Source organism: Streptomyces halobius, from assembly GCF_023277745.1.
Lineage (GTDB): Bacteria > Actinomycetota > Actinomycetes > Streptomycetales > Streptomycetaceae > Streptomyces > Streptomyces halobius.
In genome coordinates, this window is record NZ_CP086322.1 from 8,176,467 (window position 1) to 8,199,263 (window position 22,797).

The window sequence follows — 22,797 nt, forward strand, 5'->3', positions numbered from 1 at the left end:
AGAGGTCATGCCAGAGGCCGTGCCCGAGGTCCTCACGGCGCCCCTCGTCGTGGAATTCCCCTTCACCCGCTCGCTCGGTCCCGTCCAGAGCGCCTTCCTCACCGGGCTCCGTGAACGCACCGTGCTCGGCGTCCGGGCGAGCGACGGCCGGGTTGTCGTACCGCCCACCGAATACGACCCGGTCACCGCCGCCGAGATCCGCGAACTGGTCGAGGTCGGCACGGCCGGCACGATCACCACCTGGGCCTGGAATCCGGCCCCGCGCCGTGGCCAGCCGCTCACCACCCCGTTCGCCTGGGTGCTGGTCCGGCTCGACGGCGCCGACACCGCCCTGCTGCACGCGCTGGACGCACCCGGCCCCGACGCCGTACGCACCGGAATGCGGGTCCGGATCCGCTGGGCCGCCGAACGCACCGGAGCGATCACCGACATCGCCTGCTTCGAGCCGGGCGAGGAGATACGGGAGGGGGACGCGCCGGACGAACCGAACTCGGCCGAACCGGCCGCCCACAGCGGGGAGTTCCCCGCCCCCGTCACCGGCATCACCACCCCCGCCCGCCTCGACTACACCTACGCGCCCGGCCGGGCCCAGTCCCGCCACCTCCAGGCGCTCGCCGAACGGAGGATCACCGGCGAGCGCTGCCCGTCCTGCCGCAAGGTGTATGTCCCGCCCCGCGGCGCCTGCCCCACCTGCGGTGTCGCCACCGACACACAGGTCGAGGTCGGCCCCCGCGGCACCGTCACCACCTTCTGTATCGTCAACATCACGGCTCGTCATACGGCGAATCCGGACATCGACGTGCCCTACGTCTACGCGCACATCGCGCTCGACGGCGCCGACCTCGCCCTGCACGGACGCATCGGCGGCATCCCCTACGACCAGGTGAGGATGGGGCTCAGGGTCGAACCGGTGTGGACCGAGGGCGGCCGCTTCCCCGACCACTACCGCCCCTCCGGTGAACCCGATGCCGACTACGACAGCTACAAGGAGCTGCTCTGATGCACGAGGCGAGGCGGGACAGGACAGGTGAGGTGACACGGAAGGCCGTACACGGGACGGCGCGGGACCGGACCCGGGAGGTCGCCATCGTCGCCTTCGCCCAGACGGACCACCGTCGGCGTACCGACGACCTCTCCGAGGTGGAAATGCTGATGCCGGTGCTGCACGACGTACTCGGCACCACCGGCCTCAAGACCGCCGACATCGGCTTCACCTGCTCCGGATCGAGCGATTATCTCGCGGGCCGTGCCTTCTCCTTCACCATGGCCCTCGACGGCGTCGGCGCCCATCCGCCGATCTCCGAGTCCCATGTGGAGATGGACGGCGCATGGGCGCTGTACGAGGCATGGGTGAAGCTGCTGACCGGCGAGACCGACACCGCACTCGTCTACGCGTACGGCAAATCCTCGCCCGGTGAGGTGCGCGCGGTGCTCACCCGTCAGCTCGACCCCTACTACCTGGCCCCGCTCTGGCCGGATTCGGTCGCACTCGCCGCGCTCCAGGCACAGGCGCTGATCGACGCCGGAGACGCGGACGAGCCGACGCTCGCGGCCGTCGCGGCCCGGAGCCGTGCCGACGCGGCCGCCAACCCCCACGCCCAGCTGAGCGGTCCGGTACCGGCCGGGGACCATCTCGTGCGGCCGCTGCGCCCCGGTGACTGCCCGCCGATCGGTGACGGGGCGGCTGCCGTGATCCTGGCCGCGGGGGACCGGGCGCGCGAGCTGTGCGAGCGGCCCGCCTGGATCCGGGGCATGGACCACCGCATCGAGGCACACGGCCTGGGGGTACGCGACCTCACCGACTCCCCCTCCACCCGGCTGGCCGCGGAACGCGCCGGGGCCTTCGTACCCCCCGTGGACCTGGCCGAGTTGCACGCGCCCTTCACCTCCCAGGAGATCGTGCTGCGCAAGGCGCTGAAGCTGGACGGCGACGTCCTCGTCAACCCGTCGGGCGGCGCGCTCGCCGCCAACCCCCTCATGGCCGCGGGCCTGATCCGGCTGGGCGAAGCGGCGGCCCGGATCCACCGGGGCGCGTCCCACCGCGCCCTCGCCCACGCCACCTCCGGCCCCTGCCTCCAGCAGAATCTGGTCGCCGTCCTCGAAGGAGAGGTCTCCCATGGCTAAGGAGCCCGTGGCCGTCGTCGGCATCGGCCAGACCAGACATGTCGCCGCCCGTCGCGATGTCTCCCTCGCCGGACTCGTCCGGGAAGCAGCCCAACGCGCCCTGCAGGACGCCGAGCTGACCTGGACGGACATCGACGCCGTCGTCATCGGCAAGGCCCCCGACTTCTTCGAGGGCGTCATGATGCCCGAGCTGTATCTCGCCGACGCGCTCGGCGCGGTCGGCAAGCCGATGCTCCGGGTGCACACCGCCGGTTCGGTCGGCGGCTCCACGGCCCTGGTCGCCGCCAACCTCATCGCCGCCCGGGTCCACGGCACGGTACTCACCCTCGCCTTCGAGAAGCAGTCCGAGTCCAACGCCATGTGGGCTCTCTCCCTCCCCGTCCCCTTCCAGCAGCCACTCCTGGCCGGCGCCGGCGGCTTCTTCGCCCCGCACATCCGCGCGTATATGCGACGCACCGGCGCCCCCGACACCGTCGGCTCCCTCGTCGCGTACAAGGACCGCCGCAACGCCCTCAAGAACCCCTATGCGCACCTCCACGAAACCGACATCACCCTGGAGAAGGTCCAGTCCTCACCGATGCTCTGGGACCCGATCCGCTACTCCGAGACCTGCCCGTCCTCCGACGGCGCCTGCGCCATGATCCTCACCGGCCGTGCGGGCGCGGCCCGTTCACCGCGCCCGCCCGCCTGGGTGCACGGCGGCGCGATGCGCAGCGAACCCACCCTGTTCGCCGGCAAGGACTGCGTCTCCCCGCAAGCCGGCAAGGACTGCGCCGCCGACGTCTACCGGCAGGCCGGCATCACCGACCCGCGACGCGAGATCGACGCGGTCGAGATGTACGTCCCGTTCTCCTGGTACGAGCCGATGTGGCTGGAGAACCTGGGCTTCGCCGCGGCGGGCGAGGGCTGGAAGCTCACCGAGTCCGGCGTCACCGAACTGGACGGCGACCTCCCGGTCAACCCCTCCGGCGGGGTCCTCTCCACCAACCCCATCGGCGCCTCCGGAATGCTCCGTTTCGCCGAGGCCGCCCTCCAGGTACGCGGCGAGGCCGGCGCCCACCAAGTGCCGGGCGCCCGGATGGCATTGGGCCATGCGTACGGCGGCGGATCCCAGTTCTTCGCCATGTGGCTGGTGGGGGCCGAACCGCCGCCGGGCGCGGGGGAGGCCCCCTCAGGGTGAGCGACCGGGCGCGCCCTGTCCGTCCCCGGACACAGTGGCTAGGCTGGCCGCCGACGACCGACCAGGAGGAGCAGGGGACGTGGCCGAAAGCATCACCGAGCAGCGGCTCGCGGACGACACCAGGCCCGAGCTCGACCTGACCCATGCCGAGTGGCAGTCGAGCAGCCAGGGCGTGGGCGACGTCCAGATCGCCTTCGTCGAGGGCTATATCGCGATGCGCAACCGCCGCAGCCCGGAGATCCCGGCGCTGATCTTCACTCCCGCCGAGTGGCATGCGTTCGTCCTTGGGGCACGCGAGGGGGAGTTCGATTTGACATGACTCGCTTCTCGCCGTTTTCGGCTGTCCGCTGCGCTTTGCCTGGGCCGACTTGGTGGTCGCCTGCGGCGCGTGCGCCCCACGTTGTCGGCTGTCCCGCGGTGGGGGTTCGCCTGCGGCGGGCCTGTGCGTTTTCGGCTGTCCCGCCGTGAGGGGTTCGCCTGCGGCGGGCGTGGGTTTTTCGGGTGCGGTGACGGGCCTCCGGACTCCGTCCTGCGGCCCTCCCCCATAGCCTGAAGGGCATGGGAGGTACCCCCATCCTCCCGACGGTGGGTGGTAGGGGCCGGTGGGGGCACATGTGGTCTGTCGGGTGTCTGTGGTCGCGTCCACAGGTGCACATGACCGGCTACGTGTACCCCCACCCCTCTTCTCCCCACCCCCCTCGGGAGGTGCCGGGCCGCAGGACGGAGTCCGGAGGTCCGGCGCCGCTGCCGAACAGCCCCGCGCAGCGGCAACAGCCCACCGCAGGTACAACGGCGGGACAGTCGAAAACGGCGAGCAGCCATGCCGGCAACCGCCGAGCGCAGCGTCGGCCTCGGGGGCGCCCGGCAGTTCGTTCAACTCGGCCTCCTGCGCCCGCGGTTCCCTCAGCCCGGCCGGCCATGCTGCCCCTCGGGTCAACGGTGCCGGAGACGCCGGCGCCGTAGAGTGGCGATCATGACAGCTGAGAGGGATCTGCGGGCGTTGCTGAGCGGGATGCGGCCCGAGCTCCATGAGGGACGCTATGTGTTCACGACCGTGTCCGGCGAGGTCCCCGAAGGGCTGACGCCCGTGGTCACCGTCGCCGAGCAGGAGGGGCGCACGCTCGTCGTCCGCCAGGAGGACGCGGACCGGGCGGGCCTGGCGTACGACTACGTGGCCGGCTGGATCACGCTGCGGGTGCACTCCGCGCTGGACGCCGTCGGACTGACTGCCGCCGTCGCCACCGAACTCGCCGCCGCGGGGCTCAGCTGCAATGTCGTCGCCGGTTTCCACCACGATCACCTCTTCGTGCCGTACGACGCGGCCGGCGAAGCGCTCCGCCGGCTGACCGCGCTCGCCGCCAGAACCTGATCATGCGGGGCCATCATGGGGGAAGGCCCGCCCCGTCGGCCTGCTCGACGGGGCGCGCGGGTCGATGATGCCGATGTCCGCGCGCCGCGAGCGCGGCCCGGCCACGTACGATGGCGACATGTCCTTTCTCCGCCGCCGCAGCGCAGCCACGCCCGCCGGGCCTGACTTCGACGTCCTCGCCATGGACCCCGGTGACTGGCCGGGCAACCTCGGAGCCGGGCTGCTGCCCGCGCCCGACGGCAGCTGCCAGGGCGTTTTCCTCCGCTACGACCTGTTCGGCGGCCGCGGCCCCGCGATGATCATCGGCAATCTGCCGGAGGGCTCCCCGGCCCGGGAGCTCGACGAGGGCCAGGTGCCGTTCGAGGTCGCGCAGCTCCTGGAGGCGCTCGACAACGACGAGCCGGTGGTGGTGGTCGAGAGCGAGGACACCCCTGTGATGCACGAGGACAACCTGCTGATCGTGAAGCGCATCAAGTGTTCCGAGAGCCGTATCTCCTGCGTCCAGTTCGACCGCAGTGACGGGGTGCTGGTCACCATCGCCAGCTGGGACCGGCCGATCACCGACGATCTGTACGCCCTGCTCAAGCCGCTGCCCGCGGAGCTCTTCCAACAGGGCTGAGCGGCTCCCGAGTCCGGAGCGGAGGGACGTCGCGCCCGGTGGACGGTCCTGCCGTCCACCGGGCGCGACGCGTACCGTCCTCCGGTGCCGGAAGTCCTGCGCGCCGGAAGCCCTCCGTCCTAGGTGCGCGACGGCCGTACGTCGACGTCGGCCGCCCGCACATAGCCGACCCGGTGACCGGCCTGGATCTGGTAGTAGACGTCATTGCCGCGCACGATCACATGCTTGCTGACGTCGAATGTCGGGGCGTAGTAGTACTCGCCCTTCATGACCTGTCCGAGGGCGTACCGCTGCCCGGCGGCCAGCTTGTACGGCAGCGGGGAGATGGTCTGGTACGGCACCCCGGCGGGGTAGGCAGCCTTCTCCGGGTACGCCCGGCCGTAGACCGGGATCTCCTTCCTGCCCGGTTTCGGCGTGGCGACCAGGCCCTTCGCGTGTACCGCCGTCGGCCGGCCGGGCGGGTTGTAAAACCACGCCTTCTGCCCGAGGTACCAGATCGCCGTCCAGTCGCCGGAGCGGCCCGCCACCGCGAACCGCTGGCCGGTCGTGGCGCGCGCCCCGGTGTCATTGACGCCGGTCGTCGAGTCCTTGCCGTCCGGGTGCAGGCCGATGTCCTTCACCAACGGAGCGGTCGGGCTCGGCGCGGTGTGCAGCCGGACCGCGGCCGAGCCGTGCGGCGTGCAGGGCTTCCCGGGCTTCTCGCAGTCGGTGTAGACCGGCTTGTGCTTGTCGTAGTCGGGACGGATGGTCACCAGGCCGCCCCACGGGCCCGCGGTGCGGGTGAACGGTCTGCCCAGCAGCGCGAAGTAGTGCGCCCAGTCCCAGTACGGGCCCGGGTCGGTGTGCATGCCCTTGATCGAGGCGGTCGTCATGCCGGCGACGTTGTCGTGCCCCAGGATGTGCTGCCGGTCGAGCGGAATGTCGTACCTGTGGGACAGATACCGCACCAGCCGGGCCGAGGTGCGGTACATCGCCTCCGTGTACCAGGCGTCGGGCGCGGCGAGGAAACCTTCGTGCTCGATGCCGATGGAGTGCGCGTTGAGATACCAGTTGCCCGCGTGCCAGGGGACGTCCTTGGTCCGTACATGCTGGGCGATCAGTCCGTCCGAGGAGCGGATCGTGTAGTGCCAGGACACATACTTCGGGTCCTTGATCAGCTTCAGCGTGGTCTCCCAGGACGCCTCGGTGTCATGGATGACGATCGCGTCGATGCCCTGGTCGTCGGGCCGGTCCGCCCGGTCGTGATTGCCGTAGTCGTCGTCGCCGAACTCCTCGTACGGTGCCGGCCACGAGGTGCAGGCCACGCTCCACGGGCACTCCAGGCTGCTGTCGCCGCCCCGTGCGGAGGCCCGCCCCATTCCGGCGGGCGTCCGCTTGCCGAGACGACGCGCCTGGGCCGGGTCGGCGGCGAGCGAGGGCGCCGCGGCCAGGGCGACCCGCTGACCCGCGTCGGTCGTCCGCGTCTGGCCGCGACGCATCACGTCGTACACCTCGTCGGCGAAGACCTTGCCGGCCCGGGCGTCGTCCGCGCCCGCGTAGCGCGCCACCGCCGCATACCACTCGGCCGGGTCGGCGCTGCTCCGCAGGCCCAGCTTGCGCTGCTCCGCGGCGAGCAGCGCGGCGCCGCCGAGCACATTCGCCGAGGGGTCGGTACGCAGCTTCTCGGCGGGCAGCCCGGTCAGCTTGGCCGCCCGGTGCAGGGTCCGCAGCCGGGCGGGGAGTTCGGAGGGCACCGCCGCCCTCTTCCCGGAAGGCACCGTCTTACGGGGGCGGGAGGTGTCCCCGCGCGCGTCCTCGGTGCCGTCGCTGAACTCCGGCACACCGGCCAGGGCCGCGCGGGCATCGGTCAGATGCATCGGGCCGTAGCCACCGGAGACACTGGGCGCGCCGCCGTGCGCGTCCCAGCGGGACTCCAGATACGAGACGCCGAGCAGCACGCTGCGCGGTACGTGGAACCGTGCGGCGGCTTCGGTGAAGGCGCGCTGCAGAGCGTCCGTACGGGGCGTTCCGGCCCCGGCCGACGGCGTGGCCGAGACCAGCGGAAGCAGTAAGACCGCCGCGGCGACGGCGGTGCGGGGCCTGCGCAGGGCGAAGCGGGGGGTTCTCTTCTCGTCTTCCGGGGCGGATCCTCGCAAAACAGCCTCCTCAAGCCGGCCCGAGCCGGGGCGGTGTGACGGTTGACGCACAAACGGCCGTGCGGGGCGGGACCCGAGACCTGAGTCCCTGTCCGTTCAGCGCTATACGTTCACCGACGATCCGTCAACCACCGCACCAGGACGGGACCGCCGCATGTCAGGGCATATCCCGAGGAGCTTTCCCGGTCCCGGCGCCCGGACCGCGGCGCGTCAGTGGAATGGACCAACGGCCGCGGCCCGCCGACTGCGCACATGGGTGAGCGGCGCGCCCGCATCGGGCGCGCCGCTCACAGTCCCCCTAGGGGTGTCATCAAAGTCCCCGCCCGGATCATGTACCTGACGGGCCTTTGACGACCCCCCTCGGCGGTCAGCGGGTGCCAACCGCCGCCCTCACCGCACGCCGCGCCATCTGGCAGTCGTCGTGCAGCCTGCGCAGGAGCAGCCGCTGCTCCTCGCCCGCCGTGGGCGACCCGGGCTGTCCCGGCCCCGGTGTTCCCGTCGGCGTGGGCTCACGCATGGTCCGCTGGACCGCGGTCTCGTAGCGCCGGATCTCGCGGGTCAGCACCAGCATCAGATTCACCAGGAACGCGTCCCGCGAGACCGGCCCGGCGGCCTGGGCGAGCTGGCTGATCTGCCGGCGGGCCACCGGGGCGTCACCGAGCACCGACCACAGCGTCGCCAGGTCGTACCCCGGCAGGTACCAGCCCGCGTTGTCCCAGTCCAGCAGCACCGGACCGGCGGGGGACAGCAGCACATTGTTCAGCATCGCGTCACCGTGGCAGAACTGCCCCTGGGTGTGCGACAGACCGTGCAGCAGCTTCTGCAGATCGCCCAGATCGCGGTCGGTGAGCAGCCCCAGGTCGTGATACCGCCCGATCCGGCCCGCGTAGTCCAGCGGGGCGTCGAACAGCCCGGCCGGCGGACGCCACAGATTGATCCGGCAGATCGCGCCGAGCGCGGCCCGTACGTCCGCGCGGGGCGGTGCCTCGGACGGGTGCCGTGCCACGGCCGCGATCCGGCCGGGCATCCGCTCCACCACCAGTGTGCAGTTGTCGGGATCGGCCGCCACCAGCCGCGGCACCCGTACCGGCGGACGATGCCGGACGAACGCGCGGTAAGCAGCTATTTCCTGCCGGAACCGTTCGGACCACGCGGGGGAGTGGTCCAGTAAACACTTGGCGACCGCGGTCGTACGGCCCGTCGTGCCCACCAGGAGGACGGACCGGCCGGTACGCCGCAGCACCTGGACCGGGTTGAACTCCGGGCAGATGCGATGCACCGAGGCTACGGCGGCGCGCAGCTGGGCGCCCTGTGGGCCGGACAAGTCGAGTCTCCCGCTGAGCGGTTGGGTGCCCGTTCCCTGCGCCCGCCTCATACGGCCACCGGGAAGGCCGGTGACTCCCCCCGCGGAGGGGGAGGGGTCGAGATACGGCCCGCTCCCCGAGGGGTGCGCGCGGTACGGCCGGGTGGGGGCGGTCACGGGGGACGATGCTGCATACATGGGTGAAACAAATCCCTTCGTGCGCCGACGAGTTGCGTGCGCCCCCGGCCCGGCGGTGAGAACCCGGTGAACGGTCCCGTGCAGAGGGCCGGTCCAGGGGTCCCTGTGAAGGGCGCGCACCCTGGGGAATGCGGTCCCGCCACCGGGCCGGGGGCTGCACACCTACAGAACACGCGGGCGCGGGTGGCAGACCATGTAGCGCACCCTGGCGAAGCCTGGCGAATGCTCGCAGGCCCCGTCACGGGCCGTTACTGTCAACTCAGTCGAGGAACCTGGGGGCTTGACGTGAACAGGCAGCCGAACACCCGTCTCGCGGACCTTTTCGGCCTGGCGGGCTGGTCCAAGGGAGAGCTGGCGAGGCTGGTCAACCGGCAGGCGGCGGCCATGGGGCATCCGCAGCTGGCGACCGACACCTCGCGAGTGCGGCGCTGGATCGACATGGGGGAGACCCCCCGGGATCCGGTTCCCAAAGTCCTGGCTTCCCTGTTCACCGAGCGCCTCGGCCGTGTCGTAACCATCGAGGACCTCGGGTTCGCACGGACAGGCCGCTCGGGGAAGCGGCAGGCCATGGAGGGTCTGCCGTGGGCTCCCGAACGGACCGCCGCGGTCCTCACGGAATTCACGGGAATGGACCTCATGCTCAACCGACGCGGCTTGGTGGGTGCGGGCGCTGCGCTCGCCGCAGGCTCCGCACTCACCGGCGCCATGCACGACTGGCTGCACACCGAACCGGCCCACACCGCACGCCTCGACCATCCGTACGCCAACTCCTTCGACGAACTCGACCAGATCGGCCTCGACCGCTATGAGGCGGCCCCCGTGGGGTCGCAGGAGATCGACGCGCTGGAGCGGTCGGTCGAGGTCTTCCGCGCCTGGGACGCGGCCCGCGGCGGCGGGCTGCAGCGCAAGGCCGTGGTGGGCCAGCTCAACGAGGTCGGCGGCATGCTCGCCTACCGTCACCCCGATCATCTGCAGCGCAGGTTGTGGGGGGTGGCGGCCAACCTGGCGGTGCTCGCCGGCTGGATGTCCCACGACGTGGGCCTGGAACCCACTGCCCAGAAGTACTTCGTCATCGCCGCGCATGCGGCGCGGGAGGGCGGCGACCGGCCGCGCGCCGGGGAGGCGCTCTCCCGCGCCGCCCGCCAGATGGTCCATCTGGGCCGTCCCGACGAAGCGCTCGACCTGATGAAACTGGCCAAGTCCGGCTCGGGCGCAGCGGCGTTGCCCCGCACCCGCGCCATGTTCCACACCATCGAGGCATGGGCGCATGCGTCGATGGGCCGCAGTCAGGCGACGCGCCGCACCCTCGGTGAGGCCGAGGAGCTGTTCGTCTCGGACAAGGGCGATGTGCCGCCGCCGAGTTGGATGCAGCTGTTCAACGAGGCGGATCTGTACGGCATGGAGGGGCTGGTCTACCGCACCCTCGCGGAACACGACGCCTCGGTCGCGCCCATCGCGGAGCAGCACGCCAAGAAGGCACTGGCGCTGCGCGAGGACGGCCGGCAGCGCTCGACCATCTTCGACCACATCTCCATCGCGTCCGCCTGTTTCATCGCGGACGATCCCGAACAGGCCGACCGCTACGCGCGGTTGGCGCTGCTGTCCATCGGTGAGAACTCCTCGCACCGCACCTGGGACCGGCTGCGCGAGATGTACCGGCTCACCGGCCAGTACGCGAACTACGCCAAGATCCAGGACCTGCGCGCGGAGATCGAGCACGTCATGCCGAAGGCAAAGGGCAAGGGCTTGGGGCCGGGGCTGTCGGGCCCGGTGCCGGGTCTCGGCGGCAACCTCGCTACCTGACCGTCCGGGGTGGGCCGACCGGAACGGATCGGGCCGGTCGAATCGGGCCGATGACGCCCGGCGATCCGGTCAATTCCACCACTGATGGCAATGACTTCAGCCGACAACAACAGTCAGCGACAACGGCCGACATCGGCTGGCAACGACATCAGTGACGACAACTCCAGTCGATCCCGACAACCCCTCGAATCAACCCAAATCAACCTCGAACAATGACCCCGACTACTCCGAGTACCCCAACTATCCCTCATCCAGCGGCCATTGTCGTCCGGTCTGCTGTCGTTCGCTGTCCCTGTGTCAGCCGCCGACCCTGGCGATCAGTACGCATGCGTCGTCCTCGCGCTCGGTGCTGCCGAACTCCTCGACGACGATCCGGACGCTGTCCTGTGCACTGCGGGCCTCGGCGAACCGTGGCGCCAGCGCGAGGAGTCGCTCGGCTCCCTCATGGGCGGCGTCCGCGCCGTGTGTACGGCGGGGCGCGAGTCCGTCGGTGTGCAGGACGAGCAGATCGCCCGGCTCCAGCTGCTCGGTCCGCTGGGTGTAGGTCGCGCCCGTGGTCGCCCCGAGGAGGACGCCGTCGGGCCGGTCCAGCGCGCGCCCTGTGCCGCCGCGGAACAGCAGCGGTGCGGGGTGCCCGGCCTGGGCCCACTCCAGCCGGCGGGTGGCCGGGTCGAAGCGGCCGCACACCGCGCTGCCCAGCGCGGGCTGGGAGGTGGTGTCCAGCAGCTGGTTGAGGAAGCCCATCAGCGGTCCGGGCGGCTGGCCCGTGACGGCCATCCCGCGCAGCGCGCCGAGCACCATCGCCATACCGGAGGTGGCGGTGACGCCGTGCCCGGTGAGATCGCCGACGCTCAGCAGTGTCTGGCCGTCCGGGAGTTGCAGTGCGTCGTACCAGTCGCCGCCGATCAGGGTGCTGGTTCCGGCCGGGAGGTAGCGCCCGGCGAGGTCGAGGGCGACCGGGCCGCCCTGCGGGAACCGCAGGGAGCCGCGCCACGGCGGTAGCACGGCTTCCTGCAGCTCGACCGCCAGCCGGTGCTCGGTCTGCGCGATATGCCGTTGGCGCTGCAGCGAGTCACGGGTCTCGCGCACCGCCGCCTGGCTGCGGCGCAGCTCGCTGACGTCCCGCAGCACGGCCCACATGCAGGCGGTGCTGCCGTCGGCTTCGAGCACCGGCTCGCCCACCATGTGCACCGTGCGGATGCTGTGGTCGGCACGCACGATACGGAATTCGCCGTCGATCGGCCGTCCGTCCACCAGACAGTCGGTGACCATCCTGGTCAGCTGTTCCTGGTCGTCGGGGAGGATCAGGGACGGCAGTTCGTCGAGGGTCAGTGGTCCGTCGGAGGGGGTCCGGCCGAACATCGCGAAGAGCTCGTCGGACCAGCTCACGTCGTCAGTGAGCAGATTCCACTCGGCGCTGCCCACCCGGCGCAGCAGCGCGCCGCGCTCGTGGTGCTCCGAGGGCGGTTCCGCCTCGGGCGGCGCAGTCGGCAGCTCCTCGTACGGCGCCCCGATGTCACGGGCGTCGTCGCCGTCCTCGTCGGGCAGGCCCTCTCTCAGCTGGTCGAGGTGGCCGTCGAGGTCGTCCAGGTGGTGCACGGCGAGGTCGCACAGCGCCCGCTGCCAGCGCAGCTGCGGGTCGGCGGCGGCCTCGGCGTGCGCGGTCGACTCCCGGCGCACGGTGTCGAGGTCGCCGCGCAGGCGGCGGGCCTGCGTGATGAGTGCCTCGACCGTGCCGCGCTCGGGGGGCCGGTCGGCGGGGTGGTCCGCGAAGAGTGGGGACGGCATGACGTACTCCGTGATCGGGCGGCGCGCCAGGGCCAGGTCTGAGAGGAGGGCCGGTTACGACTGTTGCACAGGCTGCGACCGTCCGTAAGGGATTTGGCATTACCCGATACGGTGGTGCAGCGGGCATATGCCGCTGGCCTCCCTGGGCGCATAGCCCCGCCAACTCGGCGGAATCCCCGGTTCCACGCTAGGCTGCGGCCCGCCGTGACGCTGTCGTGCCCGCCGCTCCATGGTGGAAACGCAACGTACGGTGCATAGGGTCCGCGGACACCGGCAAGAATGCCGGTCAGCGGAAATCCCGTTGCCAGCCCGTCCCCCGCACCGGATGCTGACCTCATGTTCGATCCAGACATAGCGCCCAGTGGCACCCTGCTCGGCCTCCTTCAGCGCGGCCGCGGCGACGGGACCCTGCATGCCCTCGCGGCGCCGCGGGCCGAGGCGCTCGCGGCACTCAACGACAGCGTGCTGCGTGACCCCCGTCGCGACTGGCAGCTGGAGAACCGCTCGCTCTACTACGCGCGCCTCTACATGCAGCTCGACGGCGGGCTCGAAGAGATCGAACGCCACCTCTTCCACCCCGACGACCGCATCGACACCGGCGAGGAGCGCACCGGGCTGGCCCTGGCCGTCCTCGGCCACCTCGCCGCGTACGGCCGGGATGCCGCGCGCCTGCTGCTGCGCAGCTATGCCGCGGTCGGCAGCAGCTGGCGCTGGGCCCTGGACGAGCTCGCGCTGCGTGACGACGACGCCGGGCTGATGACCCTCGCCCCCGCCGTCCTCGCCCGCTTCCCCGAGACCGAGGAGGGCGAGGCCGCGCTGGCCGCCGCCGTCCGCGACGCCTTCGAGCCCCGGCCCTGGCGGCTGTGGGCCGAGGACCCCCGCTATGCCCGGCGGCTGGCCGCGGCCGGGGAACAGGGCTCCTTCGACCGCTGGCAGCGACAGCTGCGGCCGCGCGGGCCGCGCCCCGGCTGGAGTGTGGCCGAGGTCCTGGAGTGGGCCGAACAGGATCTGGACCTGCGCCCCGGGGAACGCCGGCACATCGCCGCCGCCCGCTGCCTGGCCGCCGTGGTCGGCCCCGAGGACCGCCCCGAGGTGCTGCGGGCCGCGCGCAGTGGCCCGGACGCGGCGCGCGCCGCCGCACTGCACCACCTCGCCGAGCGCGGTGATCCCGATGTCCTCGATCTGATCGAGATCGCGGCGGTCGATCCCGTCTCCTCCGCGTGCCTGGTCTCCGCGGCGCTCGCCTCCTTCGAACGGATGCGCAGCGTGGCCGCCGTCGAGCGGGCCCGGCTCTGGGCCCGGCACACGGACCGGCTCGGCTCGTCCGCCGCCGCGATGCTCGCCCGCCGGGGCGCCAAGCGCGACGCGGAACTGGTGCTGGCCGCGCTGCGCCGGACGGTACGGGAGGAAGGCCCGGATGCGGACGGCCTGTGGGAGCTGGTCGACGGCGTCGGCCGCCTCGGCGTCGGCTGCGCCGCCCCGGTGCTGCGCCACATCTACCGTGAGACGTCCTCGTCCCATCTCCGCGGCCGGGCGGCCGGCGCGCTCGCCGTCACCGACCCCGGATTCCCGTCCGGCTTCGCCGTCGAGTGTCTGTGGGACTGCGAGGAGACCACCCGCGAGCTGGCCGCCCGGCACGCCGCGACCGGCGACGACCGGGTCGTCGAACAGCTTCGCCGGCTCGCCGCCGACCCGGCCGAGGAGGCCGAGGTCCAGACGGCCGTACGCAGCAGATTCGGGCCGGACGCGTCGGCGGTGTGAGGCCCCGGGGGGGCGCGGGCCGAGGGGCCGGGGCCGCCGGGCCGAGGTCACCGGGGGCGGCCGCGAACCTCTTCGCCACGGCGTATGCGCCCAGGTCCGCACGACCCGCACGAGACGTACCGACCGCGCACGAGACATGCCAACCGCGCCCCGCGCCGTCGTGCGCACCGCAACGCTCATGGGACGTTTCCCGGCTGGAAAGATCCCCTTGGCCCCCTCCACGCACGGTGCGCCGACAACATCGGTATGCGTGTCGTCATCGTCACCGAATCCTTCCCGCCCGATGTCAACGGCGTCGCACACTGCGCCCTGGAGACCGCCCGGCACCTCGTCCGGCGTGGACACGATCCGCTCGTCATCGCCCCGCTCGGCGGCACTGAGCCGGCCGGCGGCACGTACGAGAGTCCCTGTCCCGTCATCCGTGTGCCGTCGGTGCCGCTGCCCGGGTATCCGCAGGTGCGGATCGCCCTCCCGGGGCGCCGGCTGGCCGCCGCGCTCGACGGACACCGTCCCGACCTGGTGCACCTCGCCAGCCCCTTCGTCCTCGGAGCGCGCGGGATGGCGGCCGCCGCCCGACGGCAGGTGCCCGCGGTCGCCGTCTACCAGACCGATCTCGGCCGCTACGCCCGTACCTACCTCGGCGGCGGCGCGGCGACGGCCTGGCGGCGCATCCGCACGGTGCACGCCGCCGCCGACCGCACTCTGGCGCCCTCCAGCGCCGCGCTGCTCGATCTGACCGAGCACGGTGTGCCACGGGTGTGTCTGTGGCCGCGCGGCGTCGACTCCGAGCGGTTCCACCCCGGGCGGCGCGACTCCGTGCTGCGCACCTCGCTGCTCGCGGGGCGGGAGCTGCTGGTGGGGTATGTGGGACGGCTCGCACCGGAGAAGGACGTCCGGCTGCTCGCCGAGACGGCCCAGCTGCCGGGCGTCCGTACCGTCGTCATCGGCGACGGCCCCAGCGCCGCCGGGCTGCGCGCCACCCTGCCGCGGGTGCGCTTCCTGGGCCGCCGCACCGGCGATGAACTGGCCCGCCTCTACGCGTCGTTGGACGTGTTCGTGCACACGGGGCCCTATGAGACCTTCTGCCAGACCGTGCAGGAGGCGATGGCCTCCGGGGTGCCCGTGGTCGCGCCGCGCGCGGGCGGTCCGCTCGACCTGGTGCACCACGGCCGTACCGGGCTGCTGGTGACACCCGGTGACGGCGGTGCGTTCCGGGACGCGGTGCGGTTCCTCGGGGGGAGCGCCGAGGTGCGCGTACGGTTCGGCACCGCCGGCCGCCGCGCCGTCCAGGACCGTACCTGGGAGGCCGTGGGCGACCAACTGCTCGGCCACTACGAGGAGGTCCTCGGCCACCGGACGGCGGTGGCGGCATGACGGCGGCCCGTGGGGATGTCCTCGGGGAGGCCGGGAGGAACACCGGAGGGGAGGTCAGGGCGGAGGCGCGGACCGCCGGGCGTCACGGGACGGGGCTGCGGATCGTACGGATCGCCAACTTCGTCACGCCGGCCTCCGGCGGGCTGCGTACCGCGCTGCGCGAGCTCGGCGCCGGGTACCGGGCGGCGGGGCACGAGCCGGTGCTCATCGTGCCGGGGGAGCCGGGGGCGGGCGAGGCCCGCGGCACCTCCGGCCCCGGCATGCGGGACGCCGGTATCCGTGACGCCGGCTCCGGTGTCCGCGACGAACTCACCGACCAGGGGCGGGTGATCACCCTGCCCGGCCCGGCAGTGCCCGGCACCGGCGGCTATCGCGTACTGACCGACCGCCGACGGCTGCAGCATCTGCTGCGGGCGCTCGCCCCCGACCGGCTGGAGGTCTCCGACCGTACGACGCTGCGCTGGACGGGGGAGTGGGCGCGCCGGGCCCGGGTCCCGGCGGTGATGGTGTCGCACGAGAGCGTGGACGGGGTGCTGCGGACCTGGGGTGTGCCGCGGCCGGTCGCCCGCGCCGCCGCGGATCGGCTGAACTCCCGTACGGCGTACGCCTACAGCCGGGTGGTGTGCACGACCGAGTGGGCGGCGGCGGAGTTCACCCGGGTCGGGGCGTGCAATGTGGTGCGCGCGCCGCTCGGCGTCGACCTGGCCGCCTGGCATCCGGACTGCCGCAGCGAGGAACTGCGGCGGCGCCATGCGGGCCGGGCGGCCGTACTGATGGTGCTCTGTTCCCGGCTGTCGCCGGAGAAGCGGCCGGGACGGGCGCTGGACGCACTGGCCGAACTGCGCCGACGCGGTCTCGACGCGGCGCTGGTCGTGGCCGGTGACGGTCCGTTGCGGGCGCGGTTGGAGTCCCGGGCACGCACCGAGCGGCTGCCCGCGGCGTTTCTCGGTCATATCGCCGACCGCTCCCGGCTCGCCGCGCTGCAGGCCGGTGCCGATCTCGCCCTGGCACCGGGACCGGCCGAAACCTTTGGCCTCGCCGCCCTGGAAGCCCTTGCCTGCGGCACTCCGGTGGTCGCCAGCGCGGCCTCGGCGCTGGCCGGACTGGTCGGCCGGGGCGGCGACACCGCCCTGGACGACGGCGCGTCCTTCGCCGACGCGGTCCAGCGGGTGCTGGCGCGGCCCGAGGGACCGCGCCGTGCCGCCGCCCGGCAGCGCGCCGAGTGCTACGGCTGGCAGCCCGCGGTGGCGGCGTTTCTGGCGGCGCATGACGCCCCCGGCCCGAGGCACACGCCGGCCGGCGCACCGGTACCGGCGTATCCGACGGGCCCCCTGGGCTGGTGGTGACGATGGGGACGGAAGCGGAGGGGCAGGCGTCGCCCTCCTCGGAATCACCCGCCCGCGCACGACGCTCCCCGGAACCGCCCGCCCCTGAGCCGCCCGCCCCGGCCCCATCCGCCCCACCCCGCTTCGTGGCCCTCGGCGACTCGCTCACCGAAGGGCTGGGAGACCCCCTGCCGGGCGGCGGCTGGCGGGGTTGGGCCGCGTTGCTCGCCGAGGCGGTGGGGGAGCGGCCGGGGAGCGTACGGCTGGTGAACCTGGCGGCGAGCGGGGCGCTGGCGGCCGATGTGGCGGAGCGGCAACTGCCCGTGGCCCGGCGGTTCGCACCCCGCCTCGCGTCGCTCGTCGTCGGCGCGAACGACACCCTGCGTGCCGGCTTCGACATCGCGAAGGTCGCGGCCGCGCTCGATCTGGCGCACGGCACGCTGAGCGCCGACGGGGCCGTGGTGCTGACGGCCTGTCTGCCGGACCCGGGCCGGATGCTGGGACTGCCCGCTCCGCTGGCCCGGCCGCTCGCCCGCCGGATGCGGGCCGTGAACACCGTCGTGCACGCGGTCACCGCCCGCTACGGCGGCGTCCATCTGCACATCGCCGACCACCGCTGGATCGCCGACCGCGGCTGCTGGAGTGTGGACCGGCTGCACCCCAGCGAGCGCGGCCACCGGCTGCTGGCACACGGTTTCCACGCCGCGCTCGCCGCCGCCGGCCGGCCCGTCGGACCGCCGCCCGCGCTCACTCCCGACGGACCGCCGCCGAACCGTGCCGCGTCCGCCTGGTGGATGGCGACCCGCGGGACGCGCTGGGTCGCCGACCGGTGCACCGATCTGCTGCCCGGCCTGCTGGCCCTGGCCTGGCAGGAGTGCCGGCACGGCCTGGCCGGCTCCGGGCGGCTGCTCGACACCGCCGCCGAGCGCGCCACCCGTACCGCGCTCGCCGCTCTGGGACACGTCCGCCACGAGTCACCCGTACAGGGCCTGTCCGACCCGAAGGGCGCTGCGACAATGGCCGGATGACGGGACGCTGGGAGTTCTGGATCGATCGCGGTGGCACCTTCACGGACGTCGTGGGCAGGCGCCCGGACGGACGGCTGGTCACCGGCAAACTGCTCTCGCACCATCCCGAGCGCTATCGGGACGCGGCGGTGGCCGGCATCCGGATGATGCTGGGCCTGGGCCCCGACGAACCGGTGCCCGCCGAGCGGGTCTCCTTCGTCAAGATGGGCACGACGGTCGCCACCAACGCCCTGCTGGAGCGCAAGGGCGAGCCGACCGTGCTGGTCATCACCGAGGGGTTCCGGGACGCGCTGCGGATCGCGTACCAGAACCGGCCGCGGATCTTCGACCGGCGGATCCTGCTGCCGGAGGCGCTCTACGACCGGGTGATCGAGGTGCCGGAACGGGTCGGCGCGGACGGCACGCTCGTCCGGCCGCTGGATGCCGACACGGTCCGCCGGGCGCTCGTCCGGGCCCGCGCGGACGGACTGCGCAGCGCCGCCGTCGTCCTGCTGCACGGCTACCGGCACGCCGACCACGAGAAGGCCGTCGCCGAGCTGGCGCGCGGCGTCGGATTCCGCCAGGTGAGCTGTTCGCACGAGGTCAGTCCGCTGATGAAGCTGGTGCCGCGCGGCGACACCACCGTCGTCGACGCGTATCTCTCCCCGATCCTGGGCCGCTACGTCGACGAGGTCGCGGCCCAACTCCCGGGCATCCGGCTGATGTTCATGCAGTCCAACGGGGGGCTGCGGGAGGCCTCGCACTTCCGCGGCAAGGACGCGGTGCTCTCCGGGCCCGCGGGCGGCGTCGTCGGCATGGTCCGTACGTCCGCCGAGGCGGGACCCGGCTACGACCGGGTGATCGGCTTCGACATGGGCGGCACCTCCACCGACGTGTCGCACTACGCCGGCGAGTTCGAGCGGATCTTCGGCAGCGAGGTCGCGGGGGTGCGGATGCGCGCCCCGATGATGAACATCCACACCGTCGCGGCGGGCGGCGGGTCCGTACTGCACTTCGACGGGCGCCGCTACCGGGTCGGTCCCGACTCGGCCGGCGCGGTCCCGGGGCCCGCCTGCTACCGGCGCGGCGGCCCGCTCGCCCTCACCGACGCCAATGTGATGCTCGGACGCATCCAGCCCGGCCGTTTCCCGGCGGTGTTCGGCCCGGACGGCGACCAGCCGCTGGACGACGGGACCGTCCGCACCCGGTTCGCGGAGCTCGCCGAGCGGATCGCGGCCGCCACCGGCGACCGGCGCGGCCCGGAGGACGTGGCCGCCGGCTTCCTGGACATCGCCGTGCTCAACATGGCCAACGCGGTGAAGAAGATCTCCGTCCAGCGCGGCCATGACATCACCCGCTACGCGCTCACCAGCTTCGGCGGCGCTGGCGGTCAGCACGCCTGCGCGGTCGCCGACGCCCTGGGCATCGACACGGTCCTGGTCCCACCGCTGGCCGGAGTGCTCTCCGCATACGGCATCGGCGTCGCCGACGCCACCGCGATGCGCGAACAGGCCGTCGAGGTGGCACTCGCGGGAGACGAGGGAGACTCGGCCATCGGACGGATCAGACAGGTCTGCGACACGCTCGCAGGGCAGACCCGTCGCGAGCTCCTCGACGACGGAGTGCCCGACCGGTCCATCACCACCCGCGCCCGGGTGCTCATCCGCTACGCCGGGACGGACTCCACCATCGGTGTCCCCCTGGCCGACGCCGGCACCATGGCCGCGGAGTTCGTCCGGGCCCACCGCACCCGCTACGCCTTCACCATGGACAAGCCGCTGGTGGCGGAGGCGGTATCGGTCGAGGCGCTCGGCGCGGCCGGCGGCGCCCGTGGCTATGAGGTCCAACACGGCGGCAGAGAAGGGGAGTTGAGACACGAGGCGCGGGTGCGGATGTACGCGGGCGGGCGCTGGCAGGACACCGGTCTCTACCGGCGCACCGAACTGTGTCCCGGCGACACCCTCACCGGCCCGGCCATCATCGCGGAGGAGGACGCGACAACGGTCCTCGACCCGGGCTGGCAGGCGGCCGTGGGCGAGCGCGGACATCTGCTGCTGACGCGCGCCGAGCCGCGCCCGGACCGGGTCGCGGTCGGCACCGGAGCCGACCCGGTGATGCTGGAGGTCTTCAACAGCCTCTTCATGGCCATCGCCGAGCAGATGGGCGTCCGCCTGGAGAACACCGCGCACTCCGTCAACATCAAGGAACGCCTGGACTTCTCCTGCGCCCTCTTCGACGCGGAGGGCAATCTCATCGCCAACGCCCCCCACATTCCCGTCCACTTGGGGTCGATGGGCGAGTCCATCAAGGAGGTGCTGAGGCGGCGCGGCGACGACATGCGGCCGGGCGATGTGTACGCGATCAACGACCCGTACCACGGCGGCACACACCTCCCGGACGTCACCGTCGTCACCCCCGTCTACGCGGAGACCTCAGCGGCGGACGCCGCCGGCGCCGGGAACGAGCTCCTCTTCCTGGTGGCCTCCCGCGGCCATCACGCCGAGATCGGCGGCATCACCCCGGGCTCGATGCCCGCCTTCAGCAGCACCATCCAGGAAGAGGGCACCCTCTTCGACAACTGGCTGCTGGTGCGCGACGGACAGCTGCGCGAACGCGAGACCCGCGAGCTGCTGACCTCCGGCCCGTACCCCTCCCGCGCCCCGGACGCCAATATCGCCGACCTGCGCGCCCAGATCGCCGCCAACGAAAAGGGCATCCACGAACTGCGCCGGATGACCGACCAATTCGGCCTGGACGTCGTCCGGGCCTACATGGGCCACGTCCAGGACAACGCTGAGGAATCGGTGCGGCGGATCATCGCCGGGCTCTCCGACGGCTCCTGCCGTTACGAGACCGACAGCGGCGCGGTCATCCAGGTCGCGCTGACCGTCGACCGCGCGCGCCGCAGCGCGGTACTGGACTTCGCCGGCACCTCACCCCAGCAGCCCGGCAACGACAACGCGCCCAGCTCGGTGGTGATGGCGGCGGTGCTGTACGTCTTCCGCACCCTGATCGCCGAGGACATCCCGCTCAACAGCGGCTGCCTCAAGCCCGTCGAGGTCCGTATCCCGGAGGGCTCGATGCTCGCCCCGGTCTTCCCGGCCGCCACGGTCGCCGGCAACGTCGAGACCTCCCAGGCCGTCACCGGTGCCCTCTACGCCGCGCTGGGCGTCCAGGCCGAGGGCTCGGGCACCATGAACAACGTCACCTTCGGCAATGACCGGGTGCAGTACTACGAGACGGTGGCGAGCGGCTCGGGTGCGGGCGACGGCTTCGACGGCGCGGACGCCGTCCAGACCCATATGACCAACTCGCGGCTGACCGACCCCGAAGTACTCGAATGGCGCTACCCGGTGCGCGTCGACAGCTTCGCCATCCGCGCGGACAGCGGTGGCGCGGGCCGCTGGCACGGCGGCTGCGGCGTCGAACGCCGGGTGCGCTTCCTGGAGCCGATGACCATCGCCCTGCTGACCAACCACCGCAGGGTGCCGCCCTACGGCATGGCGGGCGGCGCCCCGGGCGCGCTGGGGGCCAACACCATTGAACGGGCGGATGGTTCGACGGAGCAGCTGCGGGGGTGCGAGGTGGCCGAGGTCGGGGTGGGGGATGTGCTGGTGGTCCGGACGCCGGGGGGCGGGGGGTATGGAGAGGCTTAGGGGCTGTGGTGGGCCCGTTCATCGAAATGGGTGATCCGGATCCGGCCCGCGGGGACTGAGCGGGGCGGCCTGCCGCGTCGGAGCGCCAATTCGGGGCATTTCGGCCTGCGCCGCGTTAGCCGTCGGTCGATGCGGGGATTCCTCCCGCGATACCCCGGGATCTGGAGTACACCGCCACTACGCCGTAAGGGGCGCCCGGCATGGAGCCCAGCGTGAATGTCATCGCGGAGCTGACCGCTGATCACCGTGAGGTGGACGACCTCTTCGAGCATTTCTTCGACGCGGCGCCCGGCAGTGTCGACCGGAAATTCATCCTGGTCGCGCTGACGATCGAGCTGGTCCGCCACGCGGTCGCCGAGGAAGAACACCTCTACCCCGCCGTACGTGAGCATGTGGAAGAAGGCGTTGCCTTGGCGGACAAGGAAATCGCCGACCACCATCGCGTCGAACGGCTGCTCAAGGACCTCGAAGGACGCGAGGCCACCGACCATGACTTCGACCGGCTCGTGCGCGAGCTGCGCACCGAGGTGATCGCTCATGTCCGGGACGAGGAAGGCAACCTCTTCCCTCAATTGGACGATGCTGTCCACTCCTACGTCCTGGAAAGCCTCGGCCAAAAGGTCCGCGAGGCGAAGAAGAGGGCACCGACGCGCCCCCATCCCACAGCGCCCAGCACACCGCCGCTCAACAGGCTCCTGGCGCCCGGTATCGGGCTGGTCGACCGCGTCCGCGACTACGTCACCGGACGCGGCCAGTAACCATCGTCCAGTCGGCTCGGCAGACTAGCTTCCGGTCTCCTCGCCCGCCTCACTTGCCGAGGGCGTTGCGGAGCTGCTCCTTGCTCATGTCGGAGCGGCCGTGGATATTGCGTTTTCTGGCTTCCTCGTACAGCTGGTCCTTGGTCGGTCCCTGGGCACCTCTGTGGGATCGTTCGCCGCCGCGTTGCGGGGCGGACTTCGGGTCCTGGGTGGAGACCCTGCTCGACGTCCTCGACTCATCGGAGCGGGCGCGCTCCTTCTGCACGGTCCGGGAAGCGATCTCCTTCGCCCGCTTCGTCGACTCGCCCCGATCCTGGGCGCTTGCCTTGACGTGCTCGTACTGACGCTCACGCTTCTTGTTCGATCCTGCGGGCATCACAGCTCCTGGTTTCCGGTC

The 22,797-nt window shown here is 72.3% G+C and carries 17 protein-coding genes; 13 read left to right on the forward strand and 4 right to left on the reverse strand.

Annotation, left to right across the window (positions count from 1 at the left end):
* Positions 1–19: 19 nt before the first annotated feature.
* The 6 genes from K9S39_RS37160 (at position 20) to K9S39_RS37185 (ending at position 5,292) form a co-directional block, all read left to right on the forward strand.
* Positions 20–1,000 (forward strand): Zn-ribbon domain-containing OB-fold protein, encoded by a 981-nt coding sequence (locus K9S39_RS37160; protein WP_248869127.1) that lies wholly within the window; start codon positions 20–22, stop codon positions 998–1,000.
* The gene (locus K9S39_RS37165; RefSeq protein WP_406708079.1) at positions 1,000–2,124 is read left to right on the forward strand and encodes a thiolase domain-containing protein; all 1,125 of its coding nucleotides are present in this window, start codon (positions 1,000–1,002) and stop codon (positions 2,122–2,124) included. Before K9S39_RS37160 ends, K9S39_RS37165 begins: the two co-directional genes overlap by 1 nt.
* Positions 2,117–3,304, forward strand: coding sequence for a thiolase domain-containing protein (locus tag K9S39_RS37170; RefSeq protein WP_248867707.1), 1,188 nt, complete (start codon positions 2,117–2,119; stop codon positions 3,302–3,304). The genes K9S39_RS37165 and K9S39_RS37170 overlap by 8 nt, the downstream gene beginning before the upstream one ends.
* A gap of 79 nt (positions 3,305–3,383) precedes the next feature.
* Positions 3,384–3,623 (forward strand): DUF397 domain-containing protein, encoded by a 240-nt coding sequence (locus K9S39_RS37175; protein WP_248867708.1) that lies wholly within the window; start codon positions 3,384–3,386, stop codon positions 3,621–3,623.
* Between the two features lie 654 nt (positions 3,624–4,277).
* Positions 4,278–4,673, forward strand: a complete 396-nt coding sequence (locus tag K9S39_RS37180) for an ACT domain-containing protein (protein ID WP_248867709.1) — start codon at positions 4,278–4,280, stop codon at positions 4,671–4,673.
* A gap of 118 nt (positions 4,674–4,791) precedes the next feature.
* Entirely contained in the window at positions 4,792–5,292 is a 501-nt protein-coding gene (locus K9S39_RS37185) for a hypothetical protein (protein WP_248867710.1), read from the forward strand.
* Between the two features lie 119 nt (positions 5,293–5,411).
* Here the strand turns inward: K9S39_RS37185 and K9S39_RS37190 are convergent, their stop codons facing one another.
* Positions 5,412–7,427, reverse strand: coding sequence for an N-acetylmuramoyl-L-alanine amidase (locus K9S39_RS37190; RefSeq protein ID WP_248867711.1), 2,016 nt, complete (start codon positions 7,425–7,427; stop codon positions 5,412–5,414).
* 367 nt (positions 7,428–7,794) lie between these two features.
* Complete coding sequence (locus K9S39_RS37195; protein WP_248867712.1) at positions 7,795–8,928, reverse strand: aminoglycoside phosphotransferase family protein; 1,134 nt, start codon at positions 8,926–8,928, stop codon at positions 7,795–7,797.
* A gap of 285 nt (positions 8,929–9,213) precedes the next feature.
* On the opposite strand from K9S39_RS37195, the gene K9S39_RS37200 reads away from it, so the two are divergent.
* Complete coding sequence (locus K9S39_RS37200) at positions 9,214–10,731, forward strand: DNA-binding protein NsdB (RefSeq protein ID WP_248867713.1); 1,518 nt, start codon at positions 9,214–9,216, stop codon at positions 10,729–10,731.
* A 297-nt stretch (positions 10,732–11,028) separates the two neighbouring features.
* Here K9S39_RS37200 and K9S39_RS37205 read toward each other — a convergent pair whose 3' ends face one another.
* A complete protein-coding gene (locus K9S39_RS37205; RefSeq protein WP_248867714.1) occupies positions 11,029–12,519 on the reverse strand; it encodes a PP2C family protein-serine/threonine phosphatase in 1,491 nt (496 codons plus the stop codon).
* A gap of 336 nt (positions 12,520–12,855) precedes the next feature.
* Here K9S39_RS37205 and K9S39_RS37210 point away from each other — a divergent pair, with 336 nt between their 5' ends.
* From K9S39_RS37210 to K9S39_RS37235, 6 genes are all read left to right on the forward strand, one after another.
* Positions 12,856–14,280, forward strand: a complete 1,425-nt coding sequence (locus K9S39_RS37210; RefSeq protein WP_248867715.1) for a HEAT repeat domain-containing protein — start codon at positions 12,856–12,858, stop codon at positions 14,278–14,280.
* 246 nt (positions 14,281–14,526) lie between these two features.
* The gene (locus tag K9S39_RS37215) at positions 14,527–15,654 is read left to right on the forward strand and encodes a glycosyltransferase family 4 protein (RefSeq protein WP_248867716.1); all 1,128 of its coding nucleotides are present in this window, start codon (positions 14,527–14,529) and stop codon (positions 15,652–15,654) included.
* The gene (locus K9S39_RS37220) at positions 15,651–17,000 is read left to right on the forward strand and encodes a glycosyltransferase (RefSeq protein ID WP_248867717.1); all 1,350 of its coding nucleotides are present in this window, start codon (positions 15,651–15,653) and stop codon (positions 16,998–17,000) included. The genes K9S39_RS37215 and K9S39_RS37220 overlap by 4 nt, the downstream gene beginning before the upstream one ends.
* The gene (locus tag K9S39_RS37225; protein WP_406708185.1) at positions 16,997–18,007 is read left to right on the forward strand and encodes an SGNH/GDSL hydrolase family protein; all 1,011 of its coding nucleotides are present in this window, start codon (positions 16,997–16,999) and stop codon (positions 18,005–18,007) included. Before K9S39_RS37220 ends, K9S39_RS37225 begins: the two co-directional genes overlap by 4 nt.
* Positions 18,004–21,642 carry a hydantoinase B/oxoprolinase family protein gene (locus K9S39_RS37230; RefSeq protein ID WP_248867719.1) on the forward strand — a complete coding sequence of 1,213 codons (3,639 nt, stop codon included), beginning with the start codon at positions 18,004–18,006 and terminating at the stop codon, positions 21,640–21,642. The genes K9S39_RS37225 and K9S39_RS37230 overlap by 4 nt, the downstream gene beginning before the upstream one ends.
* Before the next feature lie 200 nt (positions 21,643–21,842).
* On the forward strand, positions 21,843–22,400 hold the full coding sequence (locus tag K9S39_RS37235; protein ID WP_248867720.1) for a hemerythrin domain-containing protein: 558 nt from the start codon (positions 21,843–21,845) through the stop codon (positions 22,398–22,400).
* A 49-nt stretch (positions 22,401–22,449) separates the two neighbouring features.
* Here the strand turns inward: K9S39_RS37235 and K9S39_RS37240 are convergent, their stop codons facing one another.
* Positions 22,450–22,776 carry a plasmid stabilization protein gene (locus K9S39_RS37240; protein WP_248867721.1) on the reverse strand — a complete coding sequence of 109 codons (327 nt, stop codon included), beginning with the start codon at positions 22,774–22,776 and terminating at the stop codon, positions 22,450–22,452.
* Positions 22,777–22,797: the final 21 nt, after the last annotated feature.

Excerpts from the sequence above, each read along its gene's own strand:
- K9S39_RS37240 (WP_248867721.1), bottom strand. The coding sequence starts at position 22,776 with ATGCCCGCAGGATCGAACAAGAAGCGTGAGCGTCAGTACGAGCACGTC.
- K9S39_RS37215 (WP_248867716.1), top strand. The coding sequence starts at position 14,527 with ATGCGTGTCGTCATCGTCACCGAATCCTTCCCGCCCGATGTCAACGGC.
- K9S39_RS37220 (WP_248867717.1), top strand. The coding sequence starts at position 15,651 with ATGACGGCGGCCCGTGGGGATGTCCTCGGGGAGGCCGGGAGGAACACC.
- K9S39_RS37235 (WP_248867720.1), top strand. The coding sequence starts at position 21,843 with ATGGAGCCCAGCGTGAATGTCATCGCGGAGCTGACCGCTGATCACCGT.
- K9S39_RS37170 (WP_248867707.1), top strand. The coding sequence starts at position 2,117 with ATGGCTAAGGAGCCCGTGGCCGTCGTCGGCATCGGCCAGACCAGACAT.
- K9S39_RS37205 (WP_248867714.1), bottom strand. The coding sequence starts at position 12,519 with ATGCCGTCCCCACTCTTCGCGGACCACCCCGCCGACCGGCCCCCCGAG.
- K9S39_RS37185 (WP_248867710.1), top strand. The coding sequence starts at position 4,792 with ATGTCCTTTCTCCGCCGCCGCAGCGCAGCCACGCCCGCCGGGCCTGAC.
- K9S39_RS37195 (WP_248867712.1), bottom strand. The coding sequence starts at position 8,928 with ATGTATGCAGCATCGTCCCCCGTGACCGCCCCCACCCGGCCGTACCGC.
- K9S39_RS37230 (WP_248867719.1), top strand. The coding sequence starts at position 18,004 with ATGACGGGACGCTGGGAGTTCTGGATCGATCGCGGTGGCACCTTCACG.
- K9S39_RS37210 (WP_248867715.1), top strand. The coding sequence starts at position 12,856 with ATGTTCGATCCAGACATAGCGCCCAGTGGCACCCTGCTCGGCCTCCTT.
- K9S39_RS37165 (WP_406708079.1), top strand. The coding sequence starts at position 1,000 with ATGCACGAGGCGAGGCGGGACAGGACAGGTGAGGTGACACGGAAGGCC.
- K9S39_RS37180 (WP_248867709.1), top strand. The coding sequence starts at position 4,278 with ATGACAGCTGAGAGGGATCTGCGGGCGTTGCTGAGCGGGATGCGGCCC.